The sequence below is a fragment of the Parabacteroides sp. AF19-14 genome (assembly GCF_003635485.1).
Classification (GTDB): domain Bacteria; phylum Bacteroidota; class Bacteroidia; order Bacteroidales; family Tannerellaceae; genus Parabacteroides; species Parabacteroides distasonis.
Genome location: NZ_QTMJ01000013.1, coordinates 71,858 through 88,640, shown reverse-complemented (window position 1 = coordinate 88,640; position 16,783 = coordinate 71,858). Strand labels below are relative to the sequence as shown.

Here is a 16,783-nt window from a genome sequence, read left to right as displayed (position 1 = left end):
TGGATTAACCATTTAAACATTCATGTGTATGATACGGTCTATCGGTTTATTCTGCGTACTTTGTCTCTTGTCTATCTTGACAAGTTGTCATACGACAAGCTCCACGGATCAAGATCTCCCTCCTTATAATCCGAACGTGGAGGCGTTCACTACCGGGAAGATTTCCCGGTATTCTCCCGTTTACCTGATCTTTAATCAAGAGATCCCGGCGGATCGATTAAAGGCGGACCGATTGGGGAAACTCGTGCGCCTCAAGCCCGATGTGCCGGGGAAATGGGCTTTCGAGAATAACCGGACGTTGGTATTCAAGCCGGAGAAAGGCTTTGAGCGAAACACCTCTTATCAGGTGAAAGCCGATTTGTCCGAATGGTTTGAGGCACAAGGTAAGGATAAGTGGTTCGCTTTTGGTTTTACCACGCTCCCTTTAGCCCTTCGGGGGAATCTGGAATCGATGGATATCAACAAGAAAAACGAGAATGGGTACGATCTGACCGCCGTGCTTTTTACTCCGGATAAGGAATCTCCGGAGACCGTGGAGTCGTTGGTGGATTTCTCGGAGAAGGTAGACGCTACTTGGCAACACAGCCCGGATGGAAAGAAACATGAGGTGACCTTATTCAATGTCTCCGCCGGGATGGAGGGGGAACGGACACTCAAGCTTTCCGTATCTTCTAATAAACTAGGCGTGGAAAAGGCCGATGTCGTGACAGTGAGCGTTCCGGATCAGAATGATTTCTCGGTGTACGACGTGACGTATGTGTCCGAGCCGGAGCGTTACGTGGAGGTCGCTTTCACGAAGTTATTGGATGTGGGCCAAGATATGAGAGGCTTGGCCTTTATCGCCGAGAATACGTCGGAGACCGTAACCGTGGACGGAAACAAGCTACGCCTATATCCGGATGCCGATTTGTGGCAAAAGGGCGTGATGAATATCCACCTGAACCAAGGCATCCGCAGCAAGAGCGGCTTGAACCTGAAAGAGGCTGTCGTGCGTCAAATAATCCTAGATGAGCAGAAACCCGGCGTCCGTTTTATCGGGAAAGGAGTGATCATCCCGCAATCCACGCAATTATCCGTTCCTTTCCAAGCGATTTATTTGCGAGGGGTTACGGTGAGCGTTATCAAGATATTGGAGCAGAATATCGGTCAGTTCCTGCAATCGAACAACTTGGATGAGTCCGGGGAGTTAATGCGTGTCGGGCGCTTGATCGCCCGTAAGACGATCTTCTTGGATGAAGAGGGTCTTGATTTATCCCGGTGGAATACCTTCGCGATCGATTTGAAACGATTGATCGAGCCGGAACCGGGTGCTATCTACCGTCTGGAGCTTTCGTTTGACCGTTCTTTGTCTGTTTATCCTTGCGGGAATGATACGGTGGTCCTCTCGAAGGAACAGATCTTGGCCTCGGATGAGATCCGTTTCAAGGAAGAGTCCGCCCGTTTTGACGAGGGAGGGTATTACTATTATCGCCAATATGATTGGTCTGATTATAATTGGGAGAAACGGAGTGATCCTTGCTCGGACAGTTATTATTTTAATAAGGTGGAGGGAAAGAATGTCTTGGCTACTAATTTAGGACTGGTCGCCATGCTGGGGCAGGATAATGATATGACCGTGTTGGTGCATAATATACAGAATACGGAGCCGGAGCGAGGAGTTACGGTTACCGCCTATAATTACCAACACCAAGCGTTGGCCTCGGGCACGACCGATGACAAGGGACAGGTACGGCTGGATCTCTCCTCGGGACGTCCGTTCTACCTGATCGCCTCACAGGGAACCCAACGTTCCTATCTGCGGGTGGATAACGGATCGGCTCTCTCGCTCAGCTCGTTCGATGTATCGGGCGAGGTAGTCCAGAAAGGGATCAAGGGCTTTATCTATGGCGAGCGGGGCGTATGGCGTCCGGGTGACACGTTGCATCTGGGCTTTATGCTGAACGACCGGGCGAAGCAATTGCCGGCAGAGCATCCGGTGGTGATGGAGCTGTACAACCCGTTAGGGCAAATGTATGCCCGTAAGACGCAGACCCGTGGCGAGTTGGGGCTTTATGTCTTCGATTTCGTTACCGAGGCGGATGCTCCCACGGGTGCGTGGAATGTGAAGGCGCAAGTGGGTGGGGTCTCTTTCTCGAAGCGCTTACGCATCGAGTCCATCAAGCCGAACCGCCTGAAGATCGCCTTATCCATGCCGGAGAAGACCTTGTTGCGTGGTGAGCCTATGGATGCCCGCCTGCATGTGGAATGGCTGCAAGGAGCTATCGCCCGTAACTTGAAATATGATATACAAGGTACCTTTATCGCTACCCCAACTACCTTCGAGGGCTATAAGGGGTTCTATTTCGACGATCCTTCCCGTGTATTTAATACGGAAGAGAGCAAGTTGATCTCCGGCGTTACCAATGAGCGGGGCGATGCCACGGTACAAGCCCGCTTCGAGCTGGGTTCTACCGCTCCCGGAATGTTGCTGGCAAACCTAGTGACCCGGGTCTATGAGGAATCCGGTGATTTCAGTATCGACGCGGACCGGATGCTTTACTCGCCTTATCGCCGGTATGCCGGTATCAAATCTCCGCAGAAAGATAAGGAACAACTAAATACCGGAGCCAATTATACCTACGAGGTCGCTTCTGTTGATTATTTAGGGAAACCGCAAGCGAATACGGAATTAGACGTGAAAGTATATAAGGTCTATTGGTATTGGTGGTGGGACTCCAACAGTAGCGGTCTGGCCAATTACGTATCGGATTCCTACAATAAGCCGGTAAAGACATTTACCGTCCGTACGGATGGGGACGGCCGGGGTACGTTCCAGCTCTCTTTCCCGGATAAGGAGTGGGGAACGTATTTCATTTCCGTGAAAGATAAGGAGAGCAAGCACTCTACGGGAGTGATGAGTTATTTCGACTGGCCTTATAACGAGGGCCGACGTAACACCGATGGCAGCGAGTCCGCCACGATGCTTAGTTTCAAGACCGATAAGGATAGTTATACGCCCGGCGAGAAGATGGTAGTCACCTTCCCCTCTACGAAAGGAAGCCGTGCGATTATCAGTATAGAGAACGGCGTGCGTGTCCTTTCCTTGACGGAACATACGTGCGAGGATAAACAAACGACCGTGAGACTGGATGTGACGAAAGATATGCAGCCGAACGCTTACGTCTATATCACCCTTTTGCAGCCTCATGGCATCACGAAGAACGATTTGCCGATCCGCTTGTATGGCGTGGTCCCGTTCACGGTAACTTCTCCGGAGAGCCATCTGACCCCGGTCATCCAATCTCCCGCCGAGCTGAAACCGGATGCCTCTTATACCGTCTCCGTCTCCGAGAAGAATGGAAAGGAGATGGCTTATACGCTGGCGATCGTGGATGAGGGCTTGCTGGACTTGACCCGTTTCCGTACGCCGGAGCCTTGGAAGGCGTTTAACGCCCGGGAAGCGTTGGGCGTGAATACATGGGATTTGTATAACTACGTGGTTGGCGCTTATGGCGGCCGTATCGAGCAGTTGTTCAGTATCGGCGGCGACGATGCGCTGAACAAAGGCCCGAAAGCGATCGTGAACCGCTTCAAGCCCGTGGTGCGATTTGACGGCCCGTTCTTGCTGAAGAAGGGGAAGACCGCCCGGCATACCTATCAGATGCCGAATTATAACGGGCGTGTCAAGATCATGGTGGTAGCCGGAAACGGGGAGGCTTATGGACATGCCGATAAGAGCGTGATGGTACGTAAGCCCGTAATGCTGCTAGGAACCTTGCCCCGGGTGATCGGCGTGGGCGAGGAGATGGTAGTACCCGCTACGGTATTCGCTACCGAGGATGGCGTAGGAGCCGTGAATGTATCTATCGCTTGCAGCTCGAATATGGAAGTGGTCGGCGAGGCGACGAGGAGCTTGAGCTTCGAGCGGAAAGGGGATCAGCAAGCCTCGTTCCGTATCCGGGTGAAGAAGAACCCGGGTATCGGGAAGGTAACGATAACCGCTACGGGTAAAGGGGATAAATCCGTTTATGAGACGGAGCTGGAGATCCGTACGGTACGCCGCCCGCAAGTGAAAGTTACCGCCGCTACCTTGGAGGCCGGCAAGTCTTGGAAAGAGACGGTTGCGATGCCGGGTGCCACGGGTACGAACCAGTTGACCTTAGAAGTGTCGGATATCGCCCCCGTGAACTTATCCTCACGTCTATCTTATTTGTTGGGTTATCCGCACGGATGTCTGGAACAGATCACCTCGAAAGGATTCCCGCAGCTTTATATCTCCTCGTTTACGGATTTGACCCCTCAACAGGCGAAATCCACGGAGGAGGCCGTGAAAGAGGTGATCCGCCGTCTACGCTCTTACCAGACCGTAGATGGGGCTTTCGCCTATTGGCCGGGTGGAACGAGCAGCAATGGCTGGGGTACGGTTTACGCTACTCATTTCTTGCTGGAAGCCTCGAAGAAAGGCTACTTGGTTCCCGAGGCCATAAAACAAAGCGTATTGAATAATCTACGCCGGGTAGCCCGTAATTGGAAGCCGGCTACCTCTTATTATATGGATTCGGAAGAGACTACCCAAGCCTATCGCCTGTATGTATTGGCTTTGGCCGGGTCGCCGGAGATGGGTGCCATGAACCGCTTGAAAGAGATGAAAGACTTGGCCTCCATGAGTCGCTGGTCGCTAGCTTCCGCCTATGCCTTGGTCGGCCGTGAGGATGTCGCTCAAGACTTGATCAGTAAGACGACGGCTCTTCCTTCCGGTTATTCCGAGTATGACGAGACGTTCGGCAGTGATGTCCGGGATCAATCCATCCAGTTAATGACGCTTTGCTTGTTGGATAAAGGCAAGGAGGCCGCTACTTTGGTGGAAGAGTTGTCCAAACAGCTTTCTTCGGATGATTGGTTGAGCACACAATCTACGGCATTCGCTTTAGTTGCCTTGTCGGACTACCTAGCTAAATATCGGGTAGACGGGGCCATGGATTTCACGTATGCTTGTGGCGGAAAGGATGGACAGGTGAAAACAGATAAGAATATATGGTCCGAGACCTTATTGGATAAGGCGGGGACCTCGGCGAGCGTCGAGTTGAAGAACATGGGTAAATCTACGCTCTTCGCCCGTATTATAACCGAGGGAATACCGGAGCAGGGAGAGGAAAAAGCGTATGCGAACGGTGTCTCATTGGCGGTTAGCTATGTGGACTTGAACGGACGTCCGGTCAATGTCGCCCAATTGGAGCAAGGTACGAATTTCTCCGCCGTGGTTACGGTAAAGAACCCTTCGGCCCGGGGATATAATAATTTGGTATTATCGGAGATCTTCCCTGCCGGATGGGAAATACTGAATACCCGCTTCCTGAATGGAGCTGCTACGGACAGCCTGACCGCCGGAGTGAATTATCAGGATATTCGTGACGACCGTGTTTATAGTTATATAGACCGTCTGCCGGCAGGCAGTCAAGTGACCGTGAAGATCAATCTTTGCGCAGTCTACCCGGGCCGCTTCTACTTGCCTCCGGTGTATTGCGAGGCGATGTACGATTATTTAATCCGTGCGAATACCGCGGGACAAGAAGTTACCGTATTCTAATTTCGTGGGGGGCGGGCAGACCCCGCCCTTATATTTTTTCGAAATTTATTGGATTTATAGTTGTATGCTCGAATAAAACCATTACATTCGCAGCATATTTGAGATTGATTTAAGTTAGTATTAGAAAGTATTTGCTCACAACTTGATTTGTTAGGTAAACTTTTTTAGTCGACATACTCAGCTCAATTAACCATTTAATTAAAGTTTACAAAATGAATCTTTACATTTCAAATCTAAGTTACAACATCTCTGATGCGGACTTAAGACAGTTATTTGCTGATTACGGTGAGATTACTTCAGCAAAAGTTATTATGGATAGAGAAACCGGCCGTTCAAGAGGCTTCGGTTTCGTTGAGCTGAGCGATGATGAGCTAGCTAAAAAGGCTATCGAGGAGTTAAACCAAGCAAGTTATGACGGCAAAGTCATCAATATAACAGAAGCCAGACCTAGAGAGGATAGAGGCGACAGAGGTGGTCGTTTCAATAACAACAGAGGTGGCGGTTACGGTTCCAACAGAGGCGGTGGCTATGGCTCTAACAGAGGTGGCGGTTATGGTTCTAACCGGGATGGTGGAAGATATTAATTCTATCTAGATAAAAAGGAAAGAGCGATCAGAGATGGTCGCTCTTTTTTATTTCAAGCGCATAAGCTCGTCCTCTGTCTGTCGTGATCTTTAGGTTACTGTTTTCCTCCACTAAAGGCCGTAGCCTTCGGATCAAGGTGTTCAAGGTCTCGTCGGCGTTGATCTTTCCCGGCCATAAACTTTCGCAGATATCCGAGCGGTTCAAGATATGCGTAGGCGATAGGAAAAACATCTCCATCAAGGCATATTGCTGAGGGGTGAGTTTTAGTTTCTCCTCATTCTCCTTATAGAAGGAGGCGGTCTCGCAAGAAAGGTTCAAATTACCGAAAGAGATGGTCTTTCCCGGATGGATAGGCTGAGGCATTATCAACTCCTTTCTATAACGTTTAAGCAATAGGGGCAGGGTAGCGGATAAAAAGGCAAGCCCGAGGAATAGGCCGGGCAAAGATTTGTCCGATAGCCCGATAACCGCAAGGGTGGAGCAATTGGCGTACCCTTGGAATGAGATCCCGATATGATCCGTGGCAGTATTGGGGCTGTTCGCTATGGATGATGCCCAGATAATCGTATCGCTGGCGATATAATATTCGTTGAGTTTCTTGTTGGTATTAGCGGGAGCGTTTTCGGTTTGAGGATCTTTATTGAGTACGTGGATCACGATTCCCGTTTTCTTCTTGTCGGGCGTATAACTCAATGCGTCGGAAAAGTCCTTGTTATAACTTTCTATGGATACCGGATTGCCGAAAAGCTTGGATAGATTGGCATAGGTGCGTATGGAATCTTGGCTCATCCATAGGTGGGAGTTTTGCAGGATCGTTTGTTGCAACGCTTGATTCAAGTCTGTCACGATCGTTTTCTTGGCTTCCGTATAACTATGGAAACCGAAGCTGAACGAGAGGATCAGCATTAAGGAGGTACCCAAAACGGATAGATTGGCCGATAGTCGTGTATTCATTATTCGCTAGATTAGAATTAACATAAAAAGAACGCTCGAAGGTACTAAATATTATAGAAGGAAAGTATCCTTTTCGATAGGATTCGGGATGAAATAGACATAAATCCTGCTAAATGACCGGATGTCATGGAAATGTCATGGAAATGTCAGCTACTTATCCGGCGATTATTTACGTTGTTGTTGTCTGTTGCCTCTACTTTTGCCCGAAAACAAATCAAATAAGATACGGATATGAAAAGATTTCTGATGATGATGGCCTTGATAGGGCTTGTGGGAAACTGGAACTCGACGTTGACTGCCCAACTCGTCTCTCCCGATTCATTGTATTTGAACGAGGACTTGCCCGAGATAAACATTGTCGCCGTGAAACCCTTGATAAAGGCAGAGGCGGATAAGACTACTTACAGTATCGCCGAGGACCCGGATTCCCGAACCTATACTTTGCTGGAGATGTTGCGAAAAGTCCCTCTAGTGACCGTGGATGGCGAGGATAACGTGAAGGTAAACGGACAATCCAGTTTTAAGATTTATATGAACGGGCGTCCCTCGAATATGTTCTCCAATAATCCCAAGGAGGTCTTGCGTAGTATCCCCGCCAGCATGATCAAGAAAGTGGAGGTGATAACAGATCCCGGTGCCCGTTACGATGCGGAGGGTGTCAGCGGAATCTTGAATATCGTGACGAAAGGAGCGGAGTTCGAGGGATATAACGCAAGTATAAACACTACGGTGATGAACTTATTTAAGAGTGTCGGTGGTTTCGCTACGCTGAAATATGGCCGATTATCGCTTTCCGGAAATTATACGTTTAGCCTACAATCGTCCGAGAGCGAGTCGGATTATCTCCGTACTCAGTCGGGAGACGGTGCGAAGCTCCGGATGCTCTCGGACGTAGACGTGAAATATCCGGCCCATTATGGAAGTCTGGAAGGCAGTTTCGAGATCGATACATTGAATTTGATCTCCTTGTCCGGAAACTTGAATATCGGAAACAGCAACTCTATTTGGAATAGCCATTATAGCAGGTTTGATAAAGAGGGGGAAGAAATCTATGCTTATAACGAGGATATGAGTAAGAAGAACGAATGGGGTAGTGCCTCCTTAAAAGCGGATTATCAGCGTTTATTCAAACGAAATAAGGAAGAGATGCTAACGCTTTCCTATCAGTACGATTATATCCCGAACGATATTTATAGCGTGTTTCATGATAAGGACAAGATGGGTAATGTCTCGTTACCCCAACTGGAGGCCGATTATACCCGGCAAATCAGTCATGCCCGCACCCATGAGCATACGGCCCAGCTTGATTACGTGAATCCTTTTACAAGTACGCATTCCATCGAGGGCGGTTTGAAGCTGATTCGGCGTAACAGTACGAGCCACGCTACTTCGGAGGTAAAGGAGTTGGGTGAGGGTGTCTGGTTACCCGCTGATTTACAACCTTTGGTGGAATATCGGCATGTGCAGAATATAGGCTCCGCCTATGCGGGATATGGATTTAAGTATGGTAAATGGAGCTTGAACCCGGGCATTCGTATGGAACATACTTGGCAGGACGTGACTTATAAACAAGGCGAAGGCAAGGATTTTAATTATCGTGTAACGGATTGGGTTCCTTCTTGGACCTCCGCTTTCCGCTTGGACGACCGGAATTTGTTTCGCTTGGCTTACAACTTACGTTTACGTCGCCCGAATATCAGCTATTTGAATCCTACGGTGTTCGTGTCTGGGATCTCTATCTCGTATGGAAATCCGGGATTGGTATCGGAGAAACATCATCGTCTTTCGGCGTCATACAGTTATTACGGAACGAAATTGAATGTGCAGGCTTCCGTGCTCTGCACCTTGGGAAAAGGGGTGATTGATGAGTATCTGTTCATTGATTCGGCGAATGTGGTGAATAGTACGTATGATAATCTCGTGGACGTGAAAGCAGCGGGAGGAAACCTTTATCTAAGCTATAATCCTTCGCCCCGGACAAGCGTGTCGCTGAACAGCATGTTGCATTATCTGGATTTACGGGCGCAGGAGGGGAATGAGGTTTACGATACGGATGTGCGTAATTCCGGCTTTTGTGGCTCTGCTTTTGTCGATTTCTCGCAGAAGTTTAAGTACGGGTGGCGTTTTGTCCTGTCGGGTGGATACGTGCGCTCCGAGCCGAATGTGGGGATGGACTCGTACGGCTTTTATTTTTACGGCTTGAGTGTGGTAAAGAGCTTCTTGAATGATAAATTGACTTGTACGCTGCGGGCGCAAGATTTTCTGGGAGATCATAAGACGATACAGATTAACGGGCGATATCCGGACTTTCATATCCGGCAGACCGAGCGTATGTTTAGCCGTGGTTTCGGCATCGCCATTAGCTACCGGATCGGTGATTTAAAAGCGAGCGTGAAGAAAGCGGGGAGGAGCATAAGGAATGATGATCTGTTGGACGCTAAATAAAGAAGATGGTGTGCCATGATCCACAATATGGCACACCACCTACGGTATCATAACTCATCCAACCATTTCTTGCCGGGCTTTGTGTAAAGCCAAGCTAAGAAGATAGCGGCTAAAATGGTAACAACGAGCATCAACACTGTCAATCCATTTAAATCTTTTATCATGATCATATTATTTTAATATTCTATTTCCAACTCGGGCTAATAGGTAAGTACCTAAAATCCCTATATTTAACATACCCCAATTATTAATGTCGCCGATGTCTTTTGCTAATAGGAGCATTTCTCCTAATACCATCGTCGTAAACATTAATTTAGCCAAGTCAAAAAAGAACTTCCCTAAAGTCTCCCTTCGGACCTTGTCCCGTTCTTTCCTCATTGTCTGTTGTCTCTCCCAATTTCCCATAGTCCCTTGTTTTGGTTAATACTACTGATTATATGTAGGCAAATGTATATATTATCGGCGACCTGCCCAACTTTTTTATGTGGAATCGCTTATTTTCCCTAATTTTGTATCCCTAAAACGGATGAATGTGGAAGAGTATTTGAATCAACTGAATGAGAGCCAGCGGGAAGCGGTGGTTTACAATGAGGGGCCATCCTTGGTCGTGGCCGGGGCTGGCTCCGGTAAGACAAGGGTACTGACCTATAAGATCGCTTATTTATTGCAATTGGGATTGCCTCCCTATAGTATCTTGGCGCTGACCTTTACCAATAAGGCGGCCCGGGAGATGAAAGAGCGTATTGCGGCCATCACCGGTGACCAAACGGCCCGTCGGCTATGGATGGGAACGTTCCATTCCATCTTCTCCCGTATTTTACGGAACGAGGCGGAGCATATCGGTTATCCTTCCAATTTCACGATTTATGACGCCACTGATTCCAAGAGCTTACTGAAATCCATCATCAAGGAAATGCAATTGGACGATAAGGTGTACCGCCTAGGAATGGTGCAGAGCCGGATCTCCAACGCGAAGAACTCCTTGATAACTTATACGGCCTACGAGCAAAATAAAGAGCTCGTGGAAAGCGATATGAATGCCAAGGTCCCCTTGCTCCGGGAAATCTACAAACGTTACCAGAGCCGTTGCCTGCAAGCGGGAGCCATGGATTTCGACGACTTGTTGCTGCAAACCAATATCCTGTTCCGGGATCATCCGGCCGTCTTGGAGAAATACCGGAACTTCTTCCGGTATGTATTGGTGGATGAGTATCAAGATACGAACTTCGCCCAACACTTGATCGTGCAACGGCTTTGCGAGAGACACGGCCATATCTGCGTGGTAGGGGATGACGCCCAGAGCATCTATTCTTTCCGAGGCGCTAATATAGATAATATCCTGCAATTCAAGAATCTTTATACCGGTTGCCGTATCTTCAAGCTGGAACGGAATTACCGTTCCACCCAGAATATCGTGAACGCCGCCAATAGCTTGATCGACAAGAATACACGTCAGATACCCAAAACGGTCTATTCCGAGAAGGAGGCGGGCAGCAAGGTGAGTGTTTTCACCTCGTACTCCGATTATGAGGAGGGCTACACCGTAGCCGCCCGAATCAACGAGATGCACGGGATATTAGGGAAATTCTCGTATGCCGATTTCGCTATCCTGTATCGTACCAACGCCCAGTCCCGTATCTTGGAAGAGGCGTTGCGAAAGCGGGGCATCCCTTACAAGATTTATGGCGGTTTGTCTTTTTACCAGCGGAAAGAGATCAAGGACGTGATCTCTTACTTCCGCCTGATCGTGAACCCGCACGACGAGGAGGCCTTGAAGCGAATCATCAATTATCCCACCCGGGGAATCGGGGATACGACGGTAGGTAAGCTTGTCGGCGCCGCTACCGAATACGGGGTAAGCCTGTGGACCGTACTTCAAGCCCCCTTGGAATATTCGCTACCGATAAATAATGGTACAGCTAAGAAACTGAGCGATTTCCGTAGTTTGATTGAAGTTTTCATTGAAGAGAATAAAAAACTCTCCGCGGAGGAATTGGCTACCTTGGTGGTGAAGCGTAGCGGCATCGTTTCCGACCTGTTTCAAGACCGTTCCGTAGAGGGCGTGAGCAAGCAAGAGAACTTGCAGGAGTTGCTGAAAGGTATCGCCGAGTTTTGCGAGATCCGGCGTGAGGAGGGCATGGAGCAAGTCGCCATGTCCGACTTTTTGGCGGAGGTATCCTTGCTCACCGATCAAGATAACGATAAAGAGGAAAACTCCGATAAGGTCACGATGATGACCGTGCATGCCGCCAAGGGATTGGAATTCACGAATGTTTTCGTGGTAGGCTTGGAGGAAGACCTATTCCCCTCGTCCCTATCGAAAGATAACCCGAGAGCGGTAGAGGAGGAGCGTCGTTTGTTCTACGTGGCGATTACCCGTGCGGAGCAAAATTGCGTATTGAGCTATGCGAAGAGCCGCTATCGTAACGGGAAGACGGATATGTGTACGCCCAGCCGTTTCTTGAAGGATATAGACGCTAAGTATCTGGATATGCCTTCGGATGCCGGCGCTTCAGATGCATTCGCCTCGGCCCGTGAACGCTACGGGCGCCCGGCTTTTGCCTCTCCATTCCGGCAACCAAGGGCGGTTGAGGATGATTTCGTGTCGCCGGTGAAGCAAGCGGCACAGCGTCAAGGGCATCTTACGAAGTTAAAAAACACGATGGAATCGTCCTTTTCGGCGGCTCCGGCCACGGATGCCTCTGTTTTGAGGGTGGGCCAGAAGGTCAATCACGACCGTTTCGGCGATGGCGAGATCGTCTCGATGGAAGGTGAGGGAGGTGATGCGAAAGTGACGGTCGCCTTCAAGAATTTCGGAGAAAGGCGACTTTTGCTTAAGTTTGCCAAACTCAGCGTGTTAGGCTAAGTGCGTTTTTGCTCGAATTCATTTTCGAATGCCGAATCGAACACTGCTTTTTGAAGCTAAGTCGTTGGATTTTAATGATTGGCAGAAAAGGAAAGGTTTATTTTCGAATGGGCTTTCGAACTCACTTTCGCATCATATAAGATATAAATAGATATTATAATAAAAATATAAAGAATAGAGGCAAGATGCCTCCTTTCTTTTTTTTCGATTAAAAAGAGAATGAAAAGAACCCAGAAATACTATAGTGCTTGTGCCCAAGTACTATAGTATTTGTCTACGAACACAGTAGTATTCGCAAGTTAACACAACTGTCTTTTTTCTGCGACATATTCAATGAATTACCCCGATAATAGTTGTAATATCAGAATGTTTTTCTTATATTTGCATGTTAATATGAAATATTGAGATACAGCATGATAGACATCAACAAGATACCCTCGCCTTGCTATGTGATGGAGGAGAAATTACTGAGAAACAACCTGTCCTTGATCAAGAGCGTAAAAGAACGTGCGGGAGTGAATATCATATTGGCTTTTAAGGCTTTCGCTTTATGGAAAGCGTTCCCGATCGTACGTGAGTACATTCCTTTTTCGACAGCAAGTTCTAAATTTGAGGCCCAGTTGGCCTTCGAGGAAATGGGAAGTCCGGCGCATACCTATTCCCCGGCTTATACGGAGGCTGATTTCCCGTTGATCTTGAGATACAGTAGTCACGTTACGTTCAACTCGCTTTCTCAGTTCCATCGTTTTTATCCGATGGTGCGGGCGGATGGTAACCGGGTGTCTTGTGGGTTGCGGATCAATCCGGAATACTCGGACGTGGAGACGGACTTGTATAATCCTTGTGCCCCGGGTTCCCGGATGGGGGTGACCGGCGACTTGCTGGGAGACACGTTGCCGGAGGGTATCGAGGGGCTGCACTTCCATACCTTGTGCGAGTCCACTTCCTATGATCTGGAGCGGACGCTGGCCGAGGTGGAGAGGCGTTTTGGCCGTTTCCTGCCTCACGTCAAGTGGCTGAATATGGGAGGTGGTCATTTGATGACCCGTAAGGATTACGACGTGGAGCATTTAATCGCTTTACTGAAAGGCTTTAAGGAGAGATATCCGAACTTGGAGTTGATCATGGAGCCGGGTAGCGCCTTCGCTTGGCAGACCGGGTTCTTGCTGACAACCGTGGTGGATATCGTGGAGAACCACGGTATCAAGACGGCGATTATCGACGCCTCGTTCACCTGCCATATGCCGGATTGCTTGGAGATGCCCTACAAACCGGCTATCCGTTTCGCTACGGATGCCGTGGAAGGGAAACCTACCTACCGGATCGGGGGAAATAGCTGTTTGAGCGGTGATTATATGGGGGATTGGTCGTTCGATAAGCCTTTGGCGATCGGCGACAAGCTGATTTTCGAGGATATGATCCACTACACGATCGTGAAGACGAATATGTTCAACGGCATACCGCACCCTTCCTTGGCCCTTTGGAACAAGGACGACCAGCTGGTGGTGTACCGTACGTTCGGCTATGAGGATTATAAGAACAGGATGGATTAAAAACAAGCAAAGGGAGGAATATGACCATGACAGCGAATGAGTTGAAATATACATACATGGAAGAAGCCATGAGTATCTTGGATAATGAGGAGCTTATGCGTAAGGCTTTATCGCTCTTGCGGAACTTAAAAGAGAAGACCTTCTCGCCTGCCAAGCGAAGCGAGCGGGAGGTGCTGGAAGAGGCTTTCCAGAGCGTAAAAGACTTGAAGGCGGGAAAAATAACCTCTCGCCCATTGGAGGATCTATTGAATGAGTTATAAGATTGAGGCACTACTGCCCTTCGTAAGGTCCGGATGTCCATCCGCTCGAAATCACAGGGCAAGAGAGGGGGAGCTCGGGTGATAACTTTTACGGTACTTGTCAGCGTTGATGAAGGAACAATTTTTCTTGTGACGATGTATGATAAGAGCGAGATTGAGTCTATGTCCGTTAAGGAGATCCGGAAACTACTTGATAAGTGTGATTTGAAGTAAATAAAAACAGAAACAAAATAAATATGGGTATTTTTAGCTTTTTCAGTAAAGACAAGAAGGAAACCTTGGATAAAGGTCTATCAAAGACAAAAGAAAGTGTTTTCTCCAAGATTACCAAGGCGATCGCCGGTAAGAGTAAGGTGGACGACGATGTGTTGGATAATTTGGAGGAAGTACTGATTACCTCGGATGTCGGTGTAGATACCACGTTGAAAATCATCGACCGTATCGAGAAGCGTGTGGCCCGTGACAAGTATGTCACCACCCAAGAATTGACCACCCTGCTGCGTGACGAGATCGCTAGCTTGCTGACAGAGAACAATACGGAGGATGCCGAGGGATTCGCGCTTCCGGAGGGCAAGAAACCCTACGTGATCATGGTTGTAGGCGTGAACGGGGTGGGTAAGACGACCACGATCGGTAAGCTGGCCTACCAGTTCAAGAAAGCCGGCAAGAAGGTCTATCTGGGCGCCGCCGATACGTTCCGTGCTGCCGCCGTGGAGCAACTGGTGATCTGGAGCGAGCGGGTAGGCGTACCTATCGTGAAGCAGAACATGGGCTCGGACCCCGCTTCCGTGGCTTTCGATACGCTGAGCTCCGCTAAGGCGAACGATGCCGACGTGGTGATTATCGATACCGCCGGACGTCTGCATAACAAGATCAACTTGATGAACGAGCTTACCAAGATTAAGAACGTGATGAAGAAGGTGATCCCGGACGCCCCCCACGAGATCTTGTTGGTATTGGACGGCTCTACCGGGCAGAACGCTTTCGAGCAAGCGAAACAATTTACCGCCGCCACCGAGGTGAACGCCTTGGCCGTGACCAAACTGGACGGTACAGCCAAGGGGGGTGTCGTGATCGGTATCTCCGACCATTTCCGTATCCCCGTGAAATATATCGGACTCGGCGAGGGGATGGAGGATTTGCAAGTATTCCGCAAACGTGAGTTTGTCAATTCGTTATTTGGAGAATGAGAAAAAATAAAGTAGATATTATTACGCTGGGGTGTTCGAAAAACCTAGTGGACTCGGAGCAACTTATGCGCCAATTCGTTGCCAATGGCTATACGGTAGAGCATGATCCCCATAAGATCAATGGCGAGATCGTGGTGGTGAATACCTGTGGTTTCATCGGCGACGCCCAAGAGGAATCTATCAATATGATCCTCGAGCTGGGCGAACAAAAACAAAAAGGACGGATCGGGAAGCTCTTCGTGATGGGCTGCTTGTCGGAACGTTTCTTGAAAGATCTGGAGAAGGAACTTCCCGAGGTAGATCGTTTCTACGGGAAATTCAATTGGATGGAGTTGATCTCCGATCTGGGCAAGTCGTACCATCAAGAGCTGGCTACCGAGCGTGTGCTCACCACCCCGAGGCACTACGCTTACGTGAAGATCGGGGAGGGATGCAACCGTACTTGTTCTTACTGCTCGATCCCGATCATAACCGGGGCTTATCAATCCCGTCCGATGGACGAGATCGTAGACGAGGTTCGTGGCTTGGTGGCGCAAGGCGTAAAAGAATTCCAGATGATCGCCCAAGATCTTACGTTTTATGGCCTCGATCGCTATAAGCGAATGGCCTTGCCGGAACTGGTGGAGCGGGTATCCGACATCCCGGGCGTGGAGTGGATTCGTTTGCATTACGGGTATCCGTCTCATTTCCCCTATGACCTGTTGCCGGTGATGCGTGAGCGTGATAACGTTTGCAAGTATATGGACATCGCCCTCCAGCATATCAGCGACCCGATGTTGAGGATGATGCGCCGCAATATCACGAAGGCCGAGACGTATGAGCTGCTGGAGCGTATGCGCCGGGAAGTGCCGGGCATCCATCTACGCACCACCTTGATGGTGGGTCATCCCGGCGAGACGGAACAGGATTTCGAGGAGTTGATCCGCTTCGTGAAAGATATCCGCTTCGAGCGTATGGGCGCTTTCGCCTATAGCCATGAGGAGGGTACCTATGCCTATCAGCATTATAAAGACGAGATCCCGCAGGAGGTGAAGCAAGACCGACTGGATTACTTGATGCGTGTGCAAGAAGGCATCTCCGCCGACGTGAACGCCTCGAAAGTAGGGCAGACCTTCCGAGTGATCGTAGACCGGGAGGAGGAGGATTTCTACGTGGGACGTACGCAATACGACTCGCCCGAGGTAGATCCGGAAATATTGATTTCCAAGGATACTCCCTTGAGTCCGGGTAGCTTTTACCAAGTAAAGGTGATTGACGCACAAGCGTTTGATCTGTATGGTAAAGTGTTGAATTGATGTAAAAACTGTCAATATATTTGTCGGTTAACGAAAAAATAACTAATATAGCAGCACGAACTGTTATGG

Annotated in this window: 10 protein-coding genes; 8 read left to right on the top strand and 2 right to left on the bottom strand. The window is 49.1% G+C overall.

Annotated features, from left to right (window positions below):
- The first annotated feature begins 28 nt into the window (after positions 1-28).
- Positions 29-5,566 (top strand): alpha-2-macroglobulin, encoded by a 5,538-nt coding sequence (locus DWX33_RS13915; RefSeq protein WP_122380567.1) that lies wholly within the window; start codon positions 29-31, stop codon positions 5,564-5,566.
- Between the two features lie 212 nt (positions 5,567-5,778).
- Positions 5,779-6,150, top strand: a complete 372-nt coding sequence (locus tag DWX33_RS13910) for an RNA-binding protein (RefSeq protein WP_009017316.1) — start codon at positions 5,779-5,781, stop codon at positions 6,148-6,150.
- A gap of 28 nt (positions 6,151-6,178) precedes the next feature.
- On the opposite strand, the gene DWX33_RS13905 is transcribed toward DWX33_RS13910, so the two are convergent.
- Positions 6,179-7,105 carry a helix-turn-helix domain-containing protein gene (locus tag DWX33_RS13905; RefSeq protein WP_022192601.1) on the bottom strand — a complete coding sequence of 309 codons (927 nt, stop codon included), beginning with the start codon at positions 7,103-7,105 and terminating at the stop codon, positions 6,179-6,181.
- Between the two features lie 231 nt (positions 7,106-7,336).
- Between DWX33_RS13905 and DWX33_RS13900 the strand changes: the two genes are divergently transcribed.
- Entirely contained in the window at positions 7,337-9,550 is a 2,214-nt protein-coding gene (locus DWX33_RS13900; RefSeq protein ID WP_122380566.1) for an outer membrane beta-barrel family protein, read from the top strand.
- 171 nt (positions 9,551-9,721) lie between these two features.
- Here the strand turns inward: DWX33_RS13900 and DWX33_RS13895 are convergent, their stop codons facing one another.
- Positions 9,722-9,955, bottom strand: coding sequence for a hypothetical protein (locus DWX33_RS13895; RefSeq protein ID WP_005862659.1), 234 nt, complete (start codon positions 9,953-9,955; stop codon positions 9,722-9,724).
- A gap of 121 nt (positions 9,956-10,076) precedes the next feature.
- Here DWX33_RS13895 and DWX33_RS13890 point away from each other — a divergent pair, with 121 nt between their 5' ends.
- From DWX33_RS13890 to rimO, 5 genes are all read left to right on the top strand, one after another.
- Positions 10,077-12,416 carry an ATP-dependent helicase gene (locus DWX33_RS13890; protein WP_122380565.1) on the top strand — a complete coding sequence of 780 codons (2,340 nt, stop codon included), beginning with the start codon at positions 10,077-10,079 and terminating at the stop codon, positions 12,414-12,416.
- 413 nt (positions 12,417-12,829) lie between these two features.
- Positions 12,830-13,969 carry a carboxynorspermidine decarboxylase gene (nspC, locus tag DWX33_RS13885; protein WP_048927242.1) on the top strand — a complete coding sequence of 380 codons (1,140 nt, stop codon included), beginning with the start codon at positions 12,830-12,832 and terminating at the stop codon, positions 13,967-13,969.
- Between the two features lie 26 nt (positions 13,970-13,995).
- A complete protein-coding gene (locus DWX33_RS13880; protein ID WP_227713581.1) occupies positions 13,996-14,229 on the top strand; it encodes a hypothetical protein in 234 nt (77 codons plus the stop codon).
- Between the two features lie 236 nt (positions 14,230-14,465).
- On the top strand, positions 14,466-15,419 hold the full coding sequence (gene ftsY, locus DWX33_RS13870) for a signal recognition particle-docking protein FtsY (protein WP_005857252.1): 954 nt from the start codon (positions 14,466-14,468) through the stop codon (positions 15,417-15,419).
- Complete coding sequence (gene rimO, locus DWX33_RS13865; protein ID WP_122380564.1) at positions 15,416-16,714, top strand: 30S ribosomal protein S12 methylthiotransferase RimO; 1,299 nt, start codon at positions 15,416-15,418, stop codon at positions 16,712-16,714. The genes ftsY and rimO overlap by 4 nt, the downstream gene beginning before the upstream one ends.
- The last annotated feature ends 69 nt before the right edge of the window (positions 16,715-16,783 follow it).

What these genes read in the sequence shown, in the direction of transcription:
- DWX33_RS13910 (WP_009017316.1), top strand. Translation starts at nt 5,779, where the DNA reads ATGAATCTTTACATTTCAAATCTAAGTTACAACATCTCTGATGCGGAC.
- DWX33_RS13905 (WP_022192601.1), bottom strand. Translation starts at nt 7,105, where the DNA reads ATGAATACACGACTATCGGCCAATCTATCCGTTTTGGGTACCTCCTTA.
- nspC (WP_048927242.1), top strand. Translation starts at nt 12,830, where the DNA reads ATGATAGACATCAACAAGATACCCTCGCCTTGCTATGTGATGGAGGAG.
- DWX33_RS13890 (WP_122380565.1), top strand. Translation starts at nt 10,077, where the DNA reads ATGAATGTGGAAGAGTATTTGAATCAACTGAATGAGAGCCAGCGGGAA.
- DWX33_RS13895 (WP_005862659.1), bottom strand. Translation starts at nt 9,955, where the DNA reads ATGGGAAATTGGGAGAGACAACAGACAATGAGGAAAGAACGGGACAAG.
- ftsY (WP_005857252.1), top strand. Translation starts at nt 14,466, where the DNA reads ATGGGTATTTTTAGCTTTTTCAGTAAAGACAAGAAGGAAACCTTGGAT.
- DWX33_RS13915 (WP_122380567.1), top strand. Translation starts at nt 29, where the DNA reads ATGATACGGTCTATCGGTTTATTCTGCGTACTTTGTCTCTTGTCTATC.
- DWX33_RS13880 (WP_227713581.1), top strand. Translation starts at nt 13,996, where the DNA reads ATGACAGCGAATGAGTTGAAATATACATACATGGAAGAAGCCATGAGT.
- DWX33_RS13900 (WP_122380566.1), top strand. Translation starts at nt 7,337, where the DNA reads ATGAAAAGATTTCTGATGATGATGGCCTTGATAGGGCTTGTGGGAAAC.
- rimO (WP_122380564.1), top strand. Translation starts at nt 15,416, where the DNA reads ATGAGAAAAAATAAAGTAGATATTATTACGCTGGGGTGTTCGAAAAAC.